General features: G+C 69.3%; 17 protein-coding genes. 16 read left to right on the top strand and 1 reads right to left on the bottom strand.

Annotation, left to right across the window (positions count from 1 at the left end):
• Window positions 1-20: 20 nt before the first annotated feature.
• Window positions 21-1,022, bottom strand: coding sequence for a 2-hydroxyacid dehydrogenase (locus tag M5D76_RS04315; protein ID WP_248922151.1), 1,002 nt, complete (start codon window positions 1,020-1,022; stop codon window positions 21-23).
• Window positions 1,023-1,421: 399 nt separating this feature from the next.
• On the opposite strand from M5D76_RS04315, the gene M5D76_RS04320 reads away from it, so the two are divergent.
• The 16 genes from M5D76_RS04320 (at window position 1,422) to M5D76_RS04395 (ending at window position 17,381) form a co-directional block, all read left to right on the top strand.
• Entirely contained in the window at window positions 1,422-4,103 is a 2,682-nt protein-coding gene (locus M5D76_RS04320) for a cation-translocating P-type ATPase (protein ID WP_248922152.1), read from the top strand.
• A gap of 3 nt (window positions 4,104-4,106) precedes the next feature.
• Window positions 4,107-5,291 (top strand): ribosome small subunit-dependent GTPase A, encoded by a 1,185-nt coding sequence (rsgA, locus tag M5D76_RS04325; protein ID WP_248922153.1) that lies wholly within the window; start codon window positions 4,107-4,109, stop codon window positions 5,289-5,291.
• Between the two features lie 201 nt (window positions 5,292-5,492).
• On the top strand, window positions 5,493-6,188 hold the full coding sequence (locus M5D76_RS04330) for an SAF domain-containing protein (protein ID WP_248922154.1): 696 nt from the start codon (window positions 5,493-5,495) through the stop codon (window positions 6,186-6,188).
• Window positions 6,188-7,513, top strand: coding sequence for a nucleotide-binding protein (locus M5D76_RS04335; RefSeq protein ID WP_248922155.1), 1,326 nt, complete (start codon window positions 6,188-6,190; stop codon window positions 7,511-7,513). Before M5D76_RS04330 ends, M5D76_RS04335 begins: the two co-directional genes overlap by 1 nt.
• A complete protein-coding gene (locus M5D76_RS04340; RefSeq protein WP_248922156.1) occupies window positions 7,513-8,847 on the top strand; it encodes a TadA family conjugal transfer-associated ATPase in 1,335 nt (444 codons plus the stop codon). Before M5D76_RS04335 ends, M5D76_RS04340 begins: the two co-directional genes overlap by 1 nt.
• Complete coding sequence (locus M5D76_RS04345) at window positions 8,814-9,743, top strand: type II secretion system F family protein (protein ID WP_248922157.1); 930 nt, start codon at window positions 8,814-8,816, stop codon at window positions 9,741-9,743. The genes M5D76_RS04340 and M5D76_RS04345 overlap by 34 nt, the downstream gene beginning before the upstream one ends.
• Window positions 9,743-10,387, top strand: a complete 645-nt coding sequence (locus M5D76_RS04350; RefSeq protein ID WP_248922158.1) for a type II secretion system F family protein — start codon at window positions 9,743-9,745, stop codon at window positions 10,385-10,387. The genes M5D76_RS04345 and M5D76_RS04350 overlap by 1 nt, the downstream gene beginning before the upstream one ends.
• A gap of 56 nt (window positions 10,388-10,443) precedes the next feature.
• Window positions 10,444-10,617 (top strand): class III signal peptide-containing protein, encoded by a 174-nt coding sequence (locus M5D76_RS04355; RefSeq protein WP_248922355.1) that lies wholly within the window; start codon window positions 10,444-10,446, stop codon window positions 10,615-10,617.
• Complete coding sequence (locus M5D76_RS04360) at window positions 10,581-11,093, top strand: hypothetical protein (RefSeq protein ID WP_248922159.1); 513 nt, start codon at window positions 10,581-10,583, stop codon at window positions 11,091-11,093. The genes M5D76_RS04355 and M5D76_RS04360 overlap by 37 nt, the downstream gene beginning before the upstream one ends.
• Window positions 11,083-11,328: a hypothetical protein gene (locus M5D76_RS04365; protein ID WP_248922160.1), complete on the top strand. Its 246-nt coding sequence runs from the start codon at window positions 11,083-11,085 to the stop codon at window positions 11,326-11,328. The genes M5D76_RS04360 and M5D76_RS04365 overlap by 11 nt, the downstream gene beginning before the upstream one ends.
• Window positions 11,288-11,788, top strand: a complete 501-nt coding sequence (locus M5D76_RS04370; protein WP_248922161.1) for a TadE/TadG family type IV pilus assembly protein — start codon at window positions 11,288-11,290, stop codon at window positions 11,786-11,788. The genes M5D76_RS04365 and M5D76_RS04370 overlap by 41 nt, the downstream gene beginning before the upstream one ends.
• A gap of 49 nt (window positions 11,789-11,837) precedes the next feature.
• Window positions 11,838-13,826 carry a hypothetical protein gene (locus tag M5D76_RS04375; RefSeq protein WP_248922162.1) on the top strand — a complete coding sequence of 663 codons (1,989 nt, stop codon included), beginning with the start codon at window positions 11,838-11,840 and terminating at the stop codon, window positions 13,824-13,826.
• Window positions 13,823-14,293 carry a hypothetical protein gene (locus M5D76_RS04380; protein ID WP_248922163.1) on the top strand — a complete coding sequence of 157 codons (471 nt, stop codon included), beginning with the start codon at window positions 13,823-13,825 and terminating at the stop codon, window positions 14,291-14,293. The genes M5D76_RS04375 and M5D76_RS04380 overlap by 4 nt, the downstream gene beginning before the upstream one ends.
• Entirely contained in the window at window positions 14,290-14,658 is a 369-nt protein-coding gene (locus M5D76_RS04385; protein WP_248922164.1) for a DUF192 domain-containing protein, read from the top strand. The genes M5D76_RS04380 and M5D76_RS04385 overlap by 4 nt, the downstream gene beginning before the upstream one ends.
• Window positions 14,646-15,278, top strand: coding sequence for an FHA domain-containing protein (locus M5D76_RS04390; protein WP_248922165.1), 633 nt, complete (start codon window positions 14,646-14,648; stop codon window positions 15,276-15,278). Before M5D76_RS04385 ends, M5D76_RS04390 begins: the two co-directional genes overlap by 13 nt.
• 129 nt (window positions 15,279-15,407) lie before the next feature.
• A complete protein-coding gene (locus M5D76_RS04395) occupies window positions 15,408-17,381 on the top strand; it encodes a DUF2207 domain-containing protein (protein ID WP_248922166.1) in 1,974 nt (657 codons plus the stop codon).
• Window positions 17,382-17,506: the final 125 nt, after the last annotated feature.

Below are 17,506 nucleotides of genomic sequence, written 5' to 3' on the forward strand. Positions count from 1 at the left end.
GAGAGTATACGTCCCGCTTCCTAGCAGACGACGCTGCGGTCGACGAAATCCGTACCCTCTGCATAGGCGTGGGCGTTGTCGAGCGTGACGCGGGCGATCTGGCCGAGGGCCTCGCTGGTGAAGAACGCCTGGTGGCTCGTCATGACCACGTTGGGGAAGGAGCAGAGGCGAGCGGTGACGGAGTCGATGACCTCGCCGGCGCGGTCCTGGTAGACGTTCTCGTTCTCCTCCTCGTAGACGTCGAGGCCGGCGGCGCCGATCTTGCCGGAGATGATGCCGCGGATGAGGGCCTGGGTGTCGACGAGGCCGCCGCGACCGGTGTTGACGAAGATCACGCCGTCCTTCATCTTGGCGATCGACTCGTCGTTGATCATGTGGTGGCTCTCCTCGTTGAGGAAGGCGTGGAGGCTGATCATGTCGCTCTTGGCGTAGATGGTGTCGTAGTCGACGTACTCGTCAACGATGCCCTGGTCAACCAGAGACTGGTTGGGGTAGAGGTCGGAGCCGAGGACGGTCATGCCGAAGCCCTTGCAGATGCGGCAGAGGGCGGCGCCGATGCGGCCGGTGCCGATGATGCCGGCGGTCTTGCCGTGGAGGGTCTCGCCGACGAGGCCGGTGAGGTCGAAGTTGTTGTCGCGGACGCGGTTATAGCCCTTGTGGATGCGGCGGTTGGCGGCAAGCGCGAGAGCCATGGCGTGCTCGGCGATGGCCTCCGGCGAGTAGGCCGGGACGCGGGTGACCTTCATGCCGACCTGCTTGGCGTAGTCGACGTTGACCGCGTCGAAGCCGGCGCAGCGCATGAGAACGAGCCCGACGCCGAGGCCGCGGAGGATCTCGAGGGTCATCGGCGAGATGTCGGCGTTGACGAAGGCGCAGACGGCGTCGTAGCCCTGGGCGAGGGCGGCCGTGACGGGGGTCAGGTTCGTCTCCACAAACTCGATCTGGACATCAGGGTAGTCGACGAGCTCCTTCTCGAAGGACTGGCGATCGTAGCTCTTGGTGCCGTAGAAGAGAACCTTCATTCCCATTTCCTTTCAACGCTCTAACAAAATCATGCTTTGCCGATTTTACAGCAGGGGAGGGCTCATACGCTCGATTTAGTGCTCGTGTGTATTCATTCAACTGGTTGTCTAGCGCATACGATACATTTCCTCCATACCTCGGCCCCGTTCGATGCGCCGGGCCGTCCTCATGCGGGAGGCCTCCCCGATGGCACGCTTAGCTGCGGTCCACGCCCGCCCCCGGCCCGCCCTCGCGCGCGAACCTATGTGTGAAGGCCTGCCGACGCCTCGTCGGCCTTTGGTACTATTTGTCATGTCGTACTGGCTGCCCGGCATGGCAGCCTTGGTGAGCCCTTGCCCCTCCTGGGGAATTATGATCGGGCATCAATCTGCCGGGCATACCCAACCCAGGAGGGAATCGTGAGAGAGTACCTGCAAGAGACCGAGGACGTGCTTTCCGAGGTCAAGTCTGACGAGAAGAGCGGCCTTTCCGCCGCCGAGGCGTCCGCGCGCCTCGAGCGCGACGGCCTCAACAAGCTCAAGGAGGCCGAGAAGACCCCGCTCATCGTCCGATTCTTCCAGCAGATGGCCGACCCCATGATCATCATGCTGATCGTGGCCGCCGCCATCTCCGCGGCGACCGGCATCGCCAAGGGCGAGGCCGACTTCGCCGACGTCATCATCATCATGTTCGTCGTCATCCTCAACTCCGTGCTCGGCGTCGTGCAGGAGTCCAAGGCGGAGGAGGCGCTCTCCGCGCTGCAGGAGATGTCCGCCGCGATGTCGAAGGTCGTGCGCGACGGCAAGATCGTCACGCTTCCCTCCGCCGAGCTCGTCGTCGGCGACGTCATCCTGCTCGAGGCCGGCGACGCCGTCCCGGCCGACTGCCGCCTGCTCGAGGCCGCGAGCCTCAAGATCGAGGAGGCCGCCCTTACCGGCGAGTCCGTCCCCGCCGACAAGGTGGTCGCGGCCCTGAGCGTCCCCGAGGGCACGGACGACGTCCCCCTCGGCGACCGCAAGAACATGTGCTACATGGGCTCGGTCGTGGTCTACGGCCGCGGCCGTGCCGTCGTCGTCGCGACCGGCATGGACACCGAGATGGGCAAGATCGCCGACGCCCTCTCGCAGGCCGCCGACGAGGAGACGCCGCTCCAGAAGAAGCTCACCGAGCTCTCCAAGATCCTGACGCTCCTGGTCGTGGGCATCTCCGTCGTCATCTTCCTCACCGGCTTCATCAAGTACGGCGGCGCGTTCCTCTCGGACATCACGCTCGTGCTCGACACCTTCATGGTGGCCGTCTCGCTCGCCGTCGCCGCCATCCCCGAGGGCCTCGCGGCCGTCGTCACCATCGTCCTCTCCATGGGCGTCACCAAGATGAGCGAGAAGAACGCCATCATCCGCAAGCTCTCCGCGGTCGAGACCCTCGGCTGCACGCAGATCATCTGCTCCGACAAGACCGGCACCCTCACGCAGAACAAGATGACGGTCGTCCGCCACTTCACCTGGGACCAGTCGAGGCTCGTGCGCACCATGGCGCTGTGCTCCGACGCCAAGTGGGATTCCGTCGCTGAGGTGGCCGTGGGCGAGCCCACCGAGGCCGCGCTGGTCGCCGACGCCGCCAAGATCGGCTTCACGACGACCGACCTCGACGCCGCCAACCCCCGCGTGGGCGAGGCGCCCTTCGACTCCGGCCGCAAGATGATGTCCGTCGTCAACCAGGCCCCCGACGGAAACTACATCCAGCACACCAAGGGCGGTCCCGACGTCGTCCTCGCGCGCTGCACCAAGATCCGCACCAAGGAGGGCGACGTGCCCCTCACCGACGAGTGGCGCGAGAAGGTCATGGAGCAGAACAAGGCCATGGCCGACGACGCCCTGCGCGTGATGGCTGCGGCCCGCGTCAACTACGGCACGACCGCGCCGACGGACTTCTCGCCCGAGGCGCTCGAGCACGACATGACCTTCATCGGCCTCTGCGGCATGATCGACCCGGTCCGCCCCGAGGTTAAGGACGCGATCGAGGAGGCCCACTCCGCCGGCATCCGCGTCGTCATGATCACCGGCGACCACATCGACACCGCCGTCGCCATCGCGCGCGAGCTCGGCGTCGTGAAGGACGCCTCCCAGGCCATCACGGGCGCCGACCTCGACAAGATCTCCGACGACGAGCTCGTCGAGGCCGTCGAGCGCTTCGGCGTCTACGCCCGCGTCCAACCCGAGCACAAGACCCGCATCGTCGACGCGTGGAAGCGCCGCGACAAGGTCGTCGCCATGACCGGCGACGGCGTGAACGACGCGCCCTCCATCAAGCGCGCCGACATCGGCATCGGCATGGGCATCACCGGCACCGACGTCACCAAGAACGTCGCCGACATGGTCCTCGCCGACGACAACTTCGCGACCATCATCCACGCCTGCGAGGAGGGTCGCAGGATCTACGACAACATCCGCAAGTGCATCCAGTTCCTGCTCTCCTCGAACCTCGCCGAGGTCATCTCCGTGTTCGTGGCATCCCTCGTCGGCTTCACGATCCTGGAGCCCACGCACCTGCTCTGGATCAACCTGATCACCGACTCGCTGCCGGCGCTGGCCATGGCCACCGAGGGCGCCGAGCCGGGCATCATGAAGCGCAAGCCCCGCGACTCCAGGGACGGCATCTTCTCCGGCGGCCTCGGCGTCGACACCCTCGTCCAGGGCGTCATCATCGCCGCGCTCACCCTCCTGAGCTACTTCATCGGCCACTACCTCGAGTTCGGCACCTTCGACATCAGCCAGGTCCTCGCCGACCCCAAGGCCGGCATCCACGGCATGACCATGGCGTTCCTCACGCTGTCGATGGTCGAGATGTTCCACTCGCTCAACATGCGCAGCCGCCGAGAGTCCATCTTCAGGCTCAAGAGGCAGAACCTGTGGCTCTGGGGCTCCTTCGTCGTCGCGCTCATCCTCACCTTCGTCGTCATCGAGACCCCGCTCTCCCACGCCTTCGGCTTCGCCGAGATCAGCATCAGGGAGTACGCGATCGCCATGGGCCTCGCCTTCGTCATCATCCCGATCGTCGAGATCGAGAAGGCCATTATGCGAGCGGTCGAGAAGGGCAAGTAACCAATGGCCAAGCGCTCACGCAAACAAGGTAGGCGCCGCGACGCCGGCAGGGCCCCCGAGGCCTTGCCGGCGCTCTCGTCCCTCATCGACCTGCCCGCCCCCGGCGAGCTGTCTCCCAGCGAGGCCCAGCGCGCCGAGTTCGAGGCCGAGCGCGACCGCCTCGCCTCGCAGGAGGGGGTGGACCCCTCCGAGGTCGAGCTCGCCTGCGTGGTCAGGCTCGACCGCGGCTTTCCCGCCGTTTTGGGCGAGAAGAGCGTAACGAGGTGCGAGTTCTCCGCAGCCCTCACGAAGGGCTCCGACAACTCCAACGTCGCCGTGGGCGACTGGGTCGTGGCGCGCCATCCTGCGGGCCACGACATGGGGCTGCTCTGCAAGATCCTCACGCGTGAGAGCGACGTCGCCCGCTGGAAGGGCGGCTCGCGCGGCAAGAAGCAGACGCTCGCCGCCAACGTCGACACGGTTCTCGTCGTCCAGCCGCTCGGCGCGCGCGAGGTCTTCTTCGAGCGCGTCGTGCGCAGCGCGGTCATCGCGCGCGACTGCGGCGTCGAGGTCTCGGTGGTCCTCACCAAGGCCGACCGCGTGAGCGAGGAGGAGCTCGCCCGTGACATCGACCTCATCCACGAGGCGATCGGCTCCTCCGTGCACGTCGTCGTCATGGCCGCCGCGCCCGAGGACGGGGCCGACGTCGCGGCCCTCGAGCGCGTGGCCCTCGAGCATGGCGCGCGCTGGGGAGAGGACGGCGCCCGCTCGCTCGTCCCCGAGGGCGAGTGCGCCATCGTGCTCGGCGAGTCCGGCGCGGGCAAGTCGACGATGCTGAACGCCCTGCTCGGGCACGAGGCGCTCGAGACCGGCGCCGTCCGCGACTCCGACGACGCGGGCAGGCACACGACGGTGGCCCGCCGCATGGTCTCGCTTCCCGGTGCCGGGATCGTCGTGGACGAGCCGGGCCTGCGCAGCCTTCCGCTCGTCGGGCACGAGCGTGGACTCGCGAAGGTCTTCCCCGAGATCGCGGATGCGGCCCTCGACTGCAGGTTCCGCGACTGCACCCATACCCACGAGCCCGGCTGCGAGGTGAGGAGGCGCTTCGAGGCCGGCGAGTACAGCCAGGTCCGCTTCGACGCCTACGTGGCGCTCGCCGCCGAGATGCGCGAGAGCGCGACGAGCCTCGACCCCGACGTCGTCCTGTAGGGGCGTCATCATACCCTCGACATGAGAGCCTGGTGCCAGCTGGTGCCGGGCTCTTCTCGTACCTGCCCCTTTTGCGTGCTCAGACAAGTGCCAGAAACGGGCCAGCGACTGACAACGCTAATTTAAAAAGTTCGCAGGTAGAGGCCTGTGCGGAGTGAGAATTTCCTCAAGCGAAGGATCTCGTCTCCCAAGGGGTCTCACATGTCACTCAGGTTCCGCATAGTCTTTGCTACCGCGTGCGCTGTGCTCGTCGTGGCGCTCTTCTCGCTGTTCGCCTCACACGTCCGAGCCGAGGCCGAGCAGGTGCGCGGTGACGCGATCGCCCGCTACGGCGGCGAGGTCGTGTCGCTAGCCGTGACGCAGCGCGCGCTCGAGCCGGGCGACGTCGTGGCGGCCTCGGACGTCAAGATGCGCGACTGGCTCTGCGACCTCGCTCCCGCGAACGCCATCACGAACCTCGACGACGTCGTCGGGCGAGAGGTGACGGTTCCGGTGGCCGCGAACGCCCCGGTGACCGAGCTCGCGTTTCGCGACGCGTCCGATGCCGTGGACGTGCCCTCGGGCCGCGTCGCGGTGAGCGTTCCCGTGACCGACAAGCTCGGGATCACGCGCGGCGTGCGCGCGGGTGCCACCGTCGCCGCCTACGAGGTCCGCGAGACCTCCTCCTCGCTCATTGCCGAGGGGCTCACGGTCCTCGTCCCGCCGCAGTCCAAGTCCGCCTCGGTCGGCTCCCAGGGCCAGCTGACGCTCGCCGTCGCGCCGGAGGTCGTCACGCGCGTCCTTGCGGCGAGCGCGTCGGGGGACCTCAGGATCGTGATGCCTGCCGCCGACGCGGCGCAGCTCTCAGACTCAGGCAAGGCACCCGCCGACCTCACGGCGGAGAAGGGGAGGATGTGATGACCGACGTCTGGATTGCACACACGTCCCGCAGCGGGCGCACCGACCTCGCGCGAGCGCTTCGCTCGATCGAGCCCTTCGCGGTCCTCGGGTTCGCCGAGAGCGCGGCCGACCTCAGGCTCTCCCTGCTCGACGAGGAGCCGGGCACGGTGGGGGCGATCGTCGGCCTGAGCGAGGCGGGGGTCTCCGACCTCAACCTCGCCGCGGCCGTCGCCCGCGACGGTCGGGCGAGCAGGGTGGTGCTCGTGGTGCGCGGCGCCTCGGGGTCGCTGCGCTCCAGGGCCGCCCGCGCGAACGTGAGTGAGGTCATCGACCTCGACGAGCTGGACGCCCAGGATGCGCCTCCCGCGGACGCGCAGGCTGGGCCCGCGGCGACGTCGGTCGGCGAGGCAAGGGGTTGCCGGGTCGATCATGCGTCGCGGGTCGAGCCTGCGCCCGCATCCGCGGAGGCGACGCCGTCCGAGGACGAGCCTCCCCTCGACGAGCCGGACCCGAGCGCATCGAGGGCTCCCATCCTCGCGTTCGCGTCCTCGAGGGGCGGCGTCGGCAAGACCGCGCTCGTCGCGACGGCCGCCGCGGTCGCTTCCAAGTGGGGGCTGAGGGTCGCCGTCTGCGACCTCGACCTCTCCTGCGGCAACCTCTTCACGTGCTTCGGGGTCAGGCCGGTCGACCTCGCCCGGCTCGCCTCGGACGAGCTTCCGCGGGAGGAGGCCATGGGGAGGGGCTGCGCGCGCTGTGCCGATGGCCTGTTCCTGTGGGGTCCCTGCGAGCGACCCGAGATGAGCGAGGTGGCCATGCCTCACGTCGGGCAGCTTCTCACCTATCTCTCTGAGCGCTTCGACCTCGTCGTGGCGGACACCTCGACCACCTTCACCGACGCTGTCGCCGAGGTGGTGCAGAGGTGCGACCGCCTGCTGCTGGTTCACGACGACGCCTCGGGATCCGTGGCCTCGCTCGCGAGGACGAGCGCGCTTGCGGTGCGCCTCGGCGTGGCCCGCACGCGCATCATGCGCGTCCAGAACTTCATGGACCCGCGCCAGCGGATGGACCTCTCGCGCGGCAGGGCCGAGGAGGGCCTCGAGGGCGCCCGTGCCTTTGCCGTGGCGGACGGTGGTGCCGAGGTGTCCGAGATGCTGGCGACCGGGCACGTAGTGGACCTGGTCGCGGGAGACGTCCCCTACGTCTCGGGCGTGGAGACGATGCTCGCGCAGACCCTCTCCGAGCTCGGGCGCCTGCCCGACTCCCCGGCGGCACGCCGCGCGCTCGAGCCCCACGCCCACAGGCCCGTGTTCTCGCTCTTCTCGAAGAGGAAGGCGGCCCTCTGATGTCGGTGCTCGAGAGAATCAGGCGCACGGCCCCCGAGCCGGACGCGGGTGCCGCGAGCGCCGCGCGACTCGGCGCCCTCAGGTCTGCGCTCAGGTCGGATCTCATCGACAGGCTGGGCCTCGACGCGATCGCCCACATGCTGTCCACCGAGGACACGTCCCACGTGAGGTCGGAGCTGGCGGTCACCTGCTCCGCCATCCTCAACGACCAGCGCTACGACACGCTTCTCGCCGAGGAGCGCGAGCGTCTCGCGCGCGAGGTCATCGACGGGGTATGCGGCCTCGGGCCCATCCAGCCGCTTCTCGACGACGACTCGGTGAGCGAGGTCATCGTGAACGGGCCGGACACGATCTTCTTCGAGCGCGAGGGGAGGCTCTGCCGCTCCGACGCGACGTTCGAGTCGACCGAGCAGGTGCTCATGGCGATCGACCGCATCCTGGCACCGCTCGGGCGCAGGCTCGACCGCGCCAACCCCATCGTGAACGCGCGCCTCTCGAACGGCGACCGCGTGAACGCCGTGGCCGACCCGGTGGCCATCAACGGCCCGGCCGTCACCATCAGAAAGTTCTCGAACCGCATCACGTCGCTCGGGCGGCTCGTCGAGCTCGGCTCGATCCCGTCCTGGTACGCGAGGCTGCTCACGTGGGCTGTCAGGTCGCGCAAGGACATCGCGGTCGCCGGCGGCACGGGCTCGGGCAAGACGACGCTTCTGAACGCGCTGTCGTGCGAGATCGACAAGGGGGAGCGCATCGTCACGATCGAGGACTCGGCGGAGCTGCGCTTCGACGCCCATCCCGACGTGGTGCGCCTCGAGGCGCGCGACGCCTCGATCGAGGGAACGGGCGAGATCACGATCCGCGACCTCGTCAAGAACGCGCTGCGCATGCGCCCCGACCGCATCGTCGTCGGGGAGGTCCGCTCGGGCGAGACGATCGACATGCTCCAGGCCATGAACTCGGGCCACGACGGGTCGCTCACCACGCTGCATGCGGGCACCCCTGAGGAGGCGATCCTGAGGCTCGTCCTCATGGCGCGATTCGGCATGGACCTACCCACCGACATCATCGAGGAGCAGGTGGCGACCGCGATCGACCTGATCGTCATGTCGAACCGCTTTCCCGACGGCTCGAGGTGCATCACCTCCATGGCCGGGGTGAGCCGTGCCGAGGACGGGGGGGTGAGCCTCGAGACGCTCGTCGACTTCGACCAGGCGGCGCGCACGTGGACCCTCGTGAGGGAGCCGCCGTTCGTCGCCCAGGTGGTCGAGGCGGGGGTCGCGACAGAGGAGGAGGTGCGCGCATGGAGATCGCAATCGCCGCGGCCTGCGGCCTGACGGCATGGCTCTGCGCCTTCGCCCTCGCGCGTTCATCCGGCGCTCCCACGCCCCGTGCCCTGCGCCGCCTTCGCGCGGGACGGAGGGTGAGGGGGGTCGTGCGGGGCGTGGCCCGCCTTCCCCTCGTCCGGGCCCTCGCCCGTCGGCCGTCCTGGGTCCGCACGTCTCTCGAGCTGTGCGAGCGTGCGGGGCTGCAGGGAGCCTCCGACGACGAGGCGGTGTCGCTCCTCGTGCTTCTCTCCGTCCTTGCGGCGGCGCTCCTCTCGCTCGTCTCGCGCTCCCTCGTCGGCGCGGTCGTGGCCGCCGTCGCGCTCGCCGTCGGCATTCCCGCCATGGACGCGGCTCGCGAGCGCAGGCGCAAGGCCGAGCTGGTGCGCTCCATGCCGTCCGTGTTCAGGACGCTCTCGATGGCACTCGCCTCCGGCGAGACGCTCTCGCAGGCGGTGGAGTACCTTGCCGCCCACGAGAGGGGGCCGGCCGCGCACGCGTTTGCCAACGCATCGCTTCGCCTCAGGTGCGGCTCTTCTGCGGAGGAGGCGTTGGGCGGACTCGCGCGCGACCTCGATGCGCCAGGCGTGGGCCTGCTCACGACCGCGCTCCTCATCTCGCAGAGGACGGGCTCCCCGCTGCGCTCCCTCTTCGACCGCGCCGCCGCGCTCGTCGAGCGCCAGGGCGAGCTCGAGCGCCTGCTCTCGGTCAAGACCGCGCAGGTCCGGCTCTCGGTGCGCGTCGTGAGCGCGCTGCCGCCGATCATGGTCGGCACGCTCTCGCTCATCTCGCCCGACTTCCAGCGCGGCGTCATGACGCCGGTCGGGCTCGGCTGCATCCTGGTCGCCGCCGTCCTCGATGCCGTCGCGGTCGTCTCGATCCGCGCCCTCATGAGGGGGATCGTCTGATGGGCGCCGAGGCACTCGCGACCTGCTCGCTCGCGGCCGCGACGACGTTTGCGTCGGCGTTCTTCCTCTGCTCGCCCAAGGCGGCCGCGAGCGGAGCGCGCACGAGGCCCCGCGCAGGCGAGGGCGTCCTCGTCCGGCTTCGCACGCTCGCGCCCCTGCGCTTGGTCGCGGAGCGTGAGGAGCTCAAGGCGAGAAGGGCGCGCTGCCTGAGGGAGATGCCGACCCTTCTTGACGTGCTCACGCTCGGCCTCTCGTCGGGCCTGTCGTTCGACGCCTCGCTCGAGCTCTACTGCGAGCGCTACGACGACGACCTCGCCGCCGCCCTCGCCGAGGCCCAGCTCTCCTGGAGGCTTGGCGCCGAGAGCAGGCAGGACGCGCTCTCCCGCGTGGCGTCCGAGCTGGGGGTTGCGTCGCTCGAGAGCTTCGCCGCGACGGTCTCGCAGGCGCTCGAGTTCGGCTCGCCGCTCGCCGCGGCCCTCGAGCGCCAGTCTCAGGCACTTCGCGACGAGCAGCGCTCGCAGGTCGAGGAGGCCATCGAGCGCGTGCCGGTCAAGATGCTCGTCCCCCTGGGGACCCTCGTCGTCCCCGCAATGCTTCTCGCGATCCTGGGGCCGCTGGTCGGCTCCTCGACTCTGTTCGGGTAAGGGCGCTCGCGCCCGGGAAGGAGGCACCCATGGAAGGCATCGCAAGCCGCGTGCGCATGTGCGCCCGCAACCTCGCGGGTCGCGTGCGCGCAAGGCGCGGCCAGGGCACCACGGAGTACGCGATTCTCGTCGGCGTTCTGGTCGTCATCGCGATCATCGCGATCGTGAGCTTTAGGGGAAGGATCCAGGAGCTATGGGACGCGATCGCAAGTGGCATCGGCTCCCTGTAGCGGCCGCGGCCCTGCTCGCCCTCGCCCTGGCCGTTGCCTGGCCCGCCCTGTCGGGCCTCTTCCCGACGGCGACCACGGTTCCTGCCGATCGGCCCTCGGGAGGCTCCTCAGCCGCGGCAGGCGGGGGCGATTCCGAGAAGAGCGCGTCCTCGCCCGGGGCAGACTCGGGCCCGGGCGAGGACGTGCCCGCCGCCGGCGTATGGAGGAGGCAGTCCGAGCTCGCCGTCGCCGACGAGGCGCGCTCGGTCCTGTCCGCGTATCGCGACGCGCATGACTGCGTGCTCGTGCAGGCCGGCTACCTGGACCTGCTGGGAGGGACGTGGTCATGCACCGTGCAGGGCCCCGGCTGGGTCGACGTCGTCGTTGTCGGGGCGGACGGCTCGTCCGGCTCGCGGGTCACGACGACCCGCATGGGCGTTTCGGAGTGGGCGGCCTCGGCGGCCGCCTCGGGAGTGGGAGGTAGTGATGGCACATGAGCATCCCCGTATCGGTCGCGCCCCTGCCGCCGGGCGTCGCCGCCGTCTCACGTCAGGCCAGGCGACGACCGAGTACGCGCTCGTGTTCGCGGCGTTCCTCTCGGTCGTCCTCGCCCTGGGCGCGGTCTGGGCCGCGACGCGAGACGGCGGCCTGGCGGGTCGTGCCGTCGAGTCCGCGTCGCACGTGCTCGACGGTGACTTCGTCTCCTCGCTCAAGGACGTCCTCCTCTTCTAGGGGAGGCGTCCGCGGGCAGGCGACGGTCGAGGCGGCGGTCCTTCTGCCCTCGCTCATGCTCCTGTTCGCGCTTCTGCTCGAGCCTGCGTGCATGGGCTACACCCTCGTCGTCATGCGCTCCGCGGCGTCGGAGGCGGCGCGCGCGGTCACGACCGACTATGACGGCGACTTCGAGGACTGCCGGCAGTTCGTCCTGAGGAGGCTCGAGGGCGTGCCCGACGTTCCGCTCTTCCATGTGGGAGGGGCCGACGACTGGGACGTCTCGATCGAGAGGGGGGAGCGCGACGCGACCCTGGTCGTGCGCGGGCACGCGCGCCCGCTGCCCCTCATGGGGGTCGTTGCCTCGGCGTTTGCGGAGAGCGACGAGACGGGCGTCGTCCTGTCCGCGCGCGTGAGCGTGCGGTCCAGGCCTGCGTGGTTGGGAGGTTCGTATGCTGATTGGCAGAAGGTTTGGGGGTGATCGGCCGTGCGAAGACGGGGCAAGGCTTCGCCTCGGCATAGCCGCGTTCGTGAGGCACGACGGAGGCTACACGACCGTCGCCGTCGCCGTCGCGCTGCTCGTGAGTCTCACGCTGGTGTTCGGCGTGGCCGCGGCGGGGTGGGGGATGGCGCGCTCGGCTGACGTCCAGTCTGTCGCCGACGCCGCCGCGCTCTCGGGCTCGAACGTCGTCGCGGCGTACTCGACGGTGGCACAGGTGCTCGACGCCTGCGTGCTGAGCATGGGTCTGCTCGGCGTCATCGTCTTTGGCGCGGGAATGGTGCTCGCGGCGATACCCGCGCTCCAGGCGAGCGCGCCCGCCGTGATCGACGCCGGCAGGAAGATCCTCGACGCCCGTCGCGACTTCGCTCGCTCCGCCTCCGAGGGGCTCGAGCGACTCGAGTCGGCGCTGCCCGCGCTCATCGCGGCCAACTCCGCCTCGACGGTCTCGGCGAACTCCCGCGGGCGGGTGGGCTACGCCGGCCTCGCGGTGCCGTTCCCGCCCGAGGGGGAGTCCGACTTCTCGCGCCTCGACGACGAGCTCGACCCCAAGGAGATGGAGGAGGCCGCCGAGGAGCTGCGCCAGGCGTCCGCCGAGAAGGAGGAGGCGGCAGAGCGCGCCCGAGACGCACGCGAGCGCGCCTGGCGGGCCGACTGCGTCGACGACCCCATGTGCATGAGGTCGCGGGCCGCCTCGCTCGCCGGGCTCGACGGTGCCGCGAATCCCGACTACGCGTCGCCCGACGAGTGGCGCTTCGACTACGCCCGCGTGAGGGCGGCCAACTACTACCTCACGCGCTCGCTCGACGCGACCGAGGATGGGTCCAGCCCCGACCTGCTGCAGCGCTCGTGCGCCCGCGCCCGCTTCTATCCCTATGCGCACGAGGTCATATCCGAGGCGACCTGCATCGAGGGCGACGTGACCCTGATCGAGCTGCCCGAGCTCCCCCACACCACGGACGGCGTCAGGGGCACGTCCCTCTACCGCGAGTCCGTCTGGCCCTGCACCACGGAGGGAGGCCGCCGCGTGCTGCACTGCTCGCGCTCGTGTCCCGCCGCGACCGGGGCCGACGCCGGCCTGGACTCCCTCGAGGCGATCGACGCCGGCCGCGCATCGCGCTGCGCGACCTGCCGCATGGACGCAGCGGCGATGGGAAACGTCGCCGACGCCTCGACCAACATCGACAACGGCTTCGAGCACTACTGGCGGATCGTCGTCGAGGCCTCTCGCGACTACCAGGCGGCCCGCGAGAAGGAGCAGGAGTGCGACGAGCGCATGCAGGAGGCCGCCGAGAAGAGCGGCTCCGCGTTCGAGAGGGCCATGGCGGTCCTGTCCGTCGACCGGCCCAAGCTCAGGCCGCCGGGGCACCTCGGCTGCGTCGCCTTCGTCATGCGCGGCTCCGAGACGGAGATGCCCGGCGAGCTTGTGGGCTCGTTCATGGAGGCGCGCTCGCTTCCGCCCGGCGTGGCGATCTCTGCGGCGACCCTCGCGCCCGACGACGCGACCGACGGGCACAACGTGCTGTCGAGCGTCTTCGACTCGCTTTCCGAGCGCTCTCTTCTCGGCGGCCTGCTCGACGGCATCGCGAGCCTCTGGGGAAACCTCCTCGTGAGCTACGGGTCGGCCGCGTCGAGCGTCTCGGGCGCCGCCGACAGCTTCCTCGACGGGGTCGGGGGAGTCCTCGGGGGCAAGGTCGCCTCGTGGCTGCGCGGCAAGATCTCGGAGGTCGTCAGCGCCGCGGGGTTCGAGCCGGCCGACATGCGGCTGAGGAAGCCCGTGCTCACGAACACGCAGAACGTCATGGACGGCTACGGGGGATCGCGCGTCCAGGAGGTGCGCAAGTTCGTCGAGGGTCTCCCGAAGGACCCCGACGAGGTGCTCGCGGCGTGTCGCGACAAGGTGCGCGAGTCGCTCGGTGAGGTCGAGGTCACGATCGCGGAGATTCCCATACCCGGTCTCGACGGCGAGGGCATCCCGCTCACGATCAACGTCGGCGACCTCATGGGGGTGGCACCATGAGCGCCGGCGGGAGGGCCACGCGCGGGCAGATGACCGTCGAGCTTGCCGTGATGATCCCCGTCATCGTCGTCGTGGGCCTCGTCGTGGCGAACCTCGTGCGCTTCTGCGGGCAGTGCGCGGTGTTCGACCGCGTCGCCCTCGACGCGGCGCTCGCACAGGGCGTGGCACCTTCCGGCGACCAGACCTCGTCGAGCGCCTGCGGCGAGGTGCGCGACGCGATCGCGGGCGCGCTCGACGGGGCGTCGTGCGAGGTGGAGGTCACGGCGGAGCAGGGGGCGCCAAAGGGTCCGAGCGCGGGCCTCTCGTTTCCCGTCTCGCCGCTGCTCACCACCTATCGTTGCACGCTTCGCTTCCGCCCGTGGCCCGGCACGTTCCAAATCGCGGGCGTTGCCTACTCCGCCCCGGCCCTCCTCTCGCATGAGCGCACGATCGTGGTGGACAGGTTCAGGGCGGGGGTGGTCGCATGAGCGAGATGGTGCGCGTCGGCACTGCCCCGGAACCGGGGCGCTACGGCTGTTTCGAGGTCCTGTCCTCGTGGCTCGCCCGCGTATGCGGTCTGCTCGGTCCGCCGGAGCGGGGGAGGGCGGTGCTGATAGAGAGGTGCCGCTCGATTCACACGTTTGGCATGAGGTTCGCCATCGACGTGGCCCTGGTCGACGAGGGCGGAAGGGTGCTCTTCTCGGCCAGGGGGCTCGGCGCCTGCTGCGTGGCGTCGGCCGATGGGGCGCGCGTCGCCCTCGAGCGGCCGGTCTCGGAGGCGCCGTGGCCGGAGGTGGGCGAGTCGTTGGTGATGGAAGGCTGCGAGAAGGGAGACGCGACATGCGAGGGGTAGGAACGACGGCGAAGGGGTCCGCGGCGGGCATCGGCACGAAGGTGTGCCCGCGCTGCGGCGAGGAGCTCTTCGAGGACATGAACATATGCTACGGGTGCCTCTTCGACTTTGACCACGAGCCCGAGGTACCGCAGATCGCCCAGGTGGACGGCCTGGGCGAGGACGAGCCGTGGGACAGGGGGATGCCGCCGATCGAGGAGGAGTGCGGCATGGAGGACACCCAGGTGCTTGTGGCCCCGCTGACGGACTGCCCCCTCAGCGTGGCCGCGGATGCGGGGAATCGCGAGTGGGGACCCGACGCGCTCGGGGTGAGGGTCGCGTCCGGCACGATGGAGGCGACGGTGCCGATCGGGCGACCCGTCGTCGTCGGCAGGCTTCCGGGGTGCGCGATCACGCTTCGCTCGCCCGCGGTCTCGAGGATGCACCTCAGGCTGAGCCGCGTGAGCGACGGCGTGCTCTTTGAGGACCTCGGGGCGAAGAACGCGGCCATGTACCGGGGGCGACCGATTCGCGGGCAGGTGGTGCTTGCCCCCGGCGACTCGGTGGGCGTCTGCGGCATTCGGCTGACCGTGGTGGAGCTTGGCGCCATGGACGGCTGCGGGACGGAGCGGATCCTGTAGGGCCGCGCCTGCCGTGCGTCGAGTGGGTTAACCGGCCGTGCTCCGCATAGGGTGGGAGTGGGTGCCATTTGGTATATTTGCGCCATGATTCATTTCCTAATCGGCACCACGACACCATGGGGGTAGGTCATGAGGTCTAAGGCTCTCGGCGCAAGGCGATCGCGGTTGCTCCGCGCGCTTCTCGCAGTCACCCTTGCCCTTGTCGCATCCTTCGCGCTCGGGGCGAGGGCGTACGCCAAGTCGTACACGATCGACCAGGTCGACATCGACGCGACGGTATCCAGTGACGGCTCGGTCGCGATCTCCGAGCAGCGACTCTTCGACTTCGACGGGTCGTTCAACGGCGTGTACTGGAAGATTCCCGCCGGCACCTACCAGGGCAAGGACATCGTGCCCGTGGTCGGCGAGGTCGGCATCGTCACCAATGGCCAGTTCCAGCCCTTCGAGCAGTCGAGCTCGGGCGCTGACGGCACCTTCGAGGTGACGAACCACGGCAACTACGTCCAGGTGAAGATCTATTCGCGCCACACCGACGAGCGTGCCCGCTTCGCCATCAACTACACCGACGCCGGCCTCGCCACGCGCTACCAGGACACCAGCGAGCTCTACTGGAAGTTCGTCTCCGACGGCTGGGACGTCGAGTCGAAGAAGGTCACCTGCCTGGTCCACCTTCCCGTGCCCGCCGGCGCCTCGGTCAAGGCGGGGGAGAACGTGCGTGCGTGGGGCCACGGCCCGCTTGACGCGAACGTCGGCTTCATGGAGTACGGCGTCAAGTACAACGTGCCCGGCGTGGGCACGGAGGAGTTCGCCGAGGCCAGGATCGCCTTCCCGTCGGAGTGGCTCTCCGACGCGACCCCCGTGGCGCAGAACCACCTCGACACCATCCTCGGCGAGGAGCAGAAGTGGGCCGACGAGGCCAACGCGAAGCGCGACGCCGCCCGCATGCTGAACTACGGCATCGGCGGCGCGGGCGTCCTTCTCGCCGTCGTCTCCGCCATCTTCGCGGCGACGCGCCGCCGCAAGTACAAGCAGAGCCATAAGCCCCAGTTCGACGACAAGTACTTCCGTGACGTGCCGACGAACGACCACCCGGCCATCCTCGGCGCCCTCTATCACAACGGCGAGCCGACGACCGAGGACATGACCGCCTCGCTCATGCGACTCACCGACATCGGCGCGATGAAGCTCGACCTCGTGAAGGAGACCTCCAAGGGCTTCATGGGCAAGGAGAAGAGCGCGGAGGAGTACCGCGTCACGCGGACGGACAACTACCGCGACTCGCGCGCGAACGACATCACCCGCAGGCTTGACGAGGACACCCTCGACATGCTCTTCCGCGACCTCGCGCGCAAGAGCGACCGCACCGAGGCGGAGGGGAAGGCCGACGGCGTGCTGTTCTTCTCGGACCTCAAGAAGATTGCTAAGAAGCACCCGAGCGCCTACGAGCGCGCCTACTCCGGCTGGACGGAGTCCGTCAGCGACCTCGCTACCGAGCGCGGCTTCTTCAACGACGAGAACCCGCTGGGAACCGGCGGCCTCATCGCCTTCGGCGCCCTCGACTTCCTCGGCGCCGGTCTCATGGTCTTCTTACTGGTGATGGAGATCCTCCAGCCCCTGATCGCGATCGCGTGCGGCGCGCTCCTGGTCGGCGCGGCCGTCCTGATGTTCGTCGTCGCCGGCTCGGCTCGCGACCTCTCGCGCGAGGCGATCGAGGTCAGGGCCCAGCTTGAGGCCCTGCGCCGCTGGCTGCAGGACTTCACGCGCCTCGAGGAGGCCGTGCCCACCGACGTCATCCTCTGGAACAGGCTGCTCGTCATGGCCGTCAGCCTTGGCGTCGCCGACGAGGTCATCAAGCAGCTCAAGGTCGTGGCGCCGCAGGTGCTCGACGACCCGATGATGATGCCCGTCTACGGCTGGTACTACTACGGCGGCCGCCTCGGCGCGCCTGCCGACGCGTTCCGCAACTCCATGTCCGAGGCCCATAAGGTCTCGACCGCGGCCCTCTCCTCCTCGTCGTCGAGCTCCGGCGGCGGTGGCGGCGGCGGGTTCTCCGGCGGCGGTGGCGGCGGCTTCGGCGGCGGAGGCGGCGGTGGCGCCTTCTAATTGCCGCGCATGGGCACCAAATCAGGCGGGTCGCATGTCAAACAGGGCATGTGACCTGCCTTTTTCAAGAAATCTTCCCTATTTTCAGAACGTCGTTGACGCGCGGTAAAACTCTGCTATATTGA

This window comes from Olsenella intestinalis, from assembly GCF_023276655.1.
Taxonomy (GTDB): domain Bacteria; phylum Actinomycetota; class Coriobacteriia; order Coriobacteriales; family Atopobiaceae; genus Olsenella_J; species Olsenella_J intestinalis.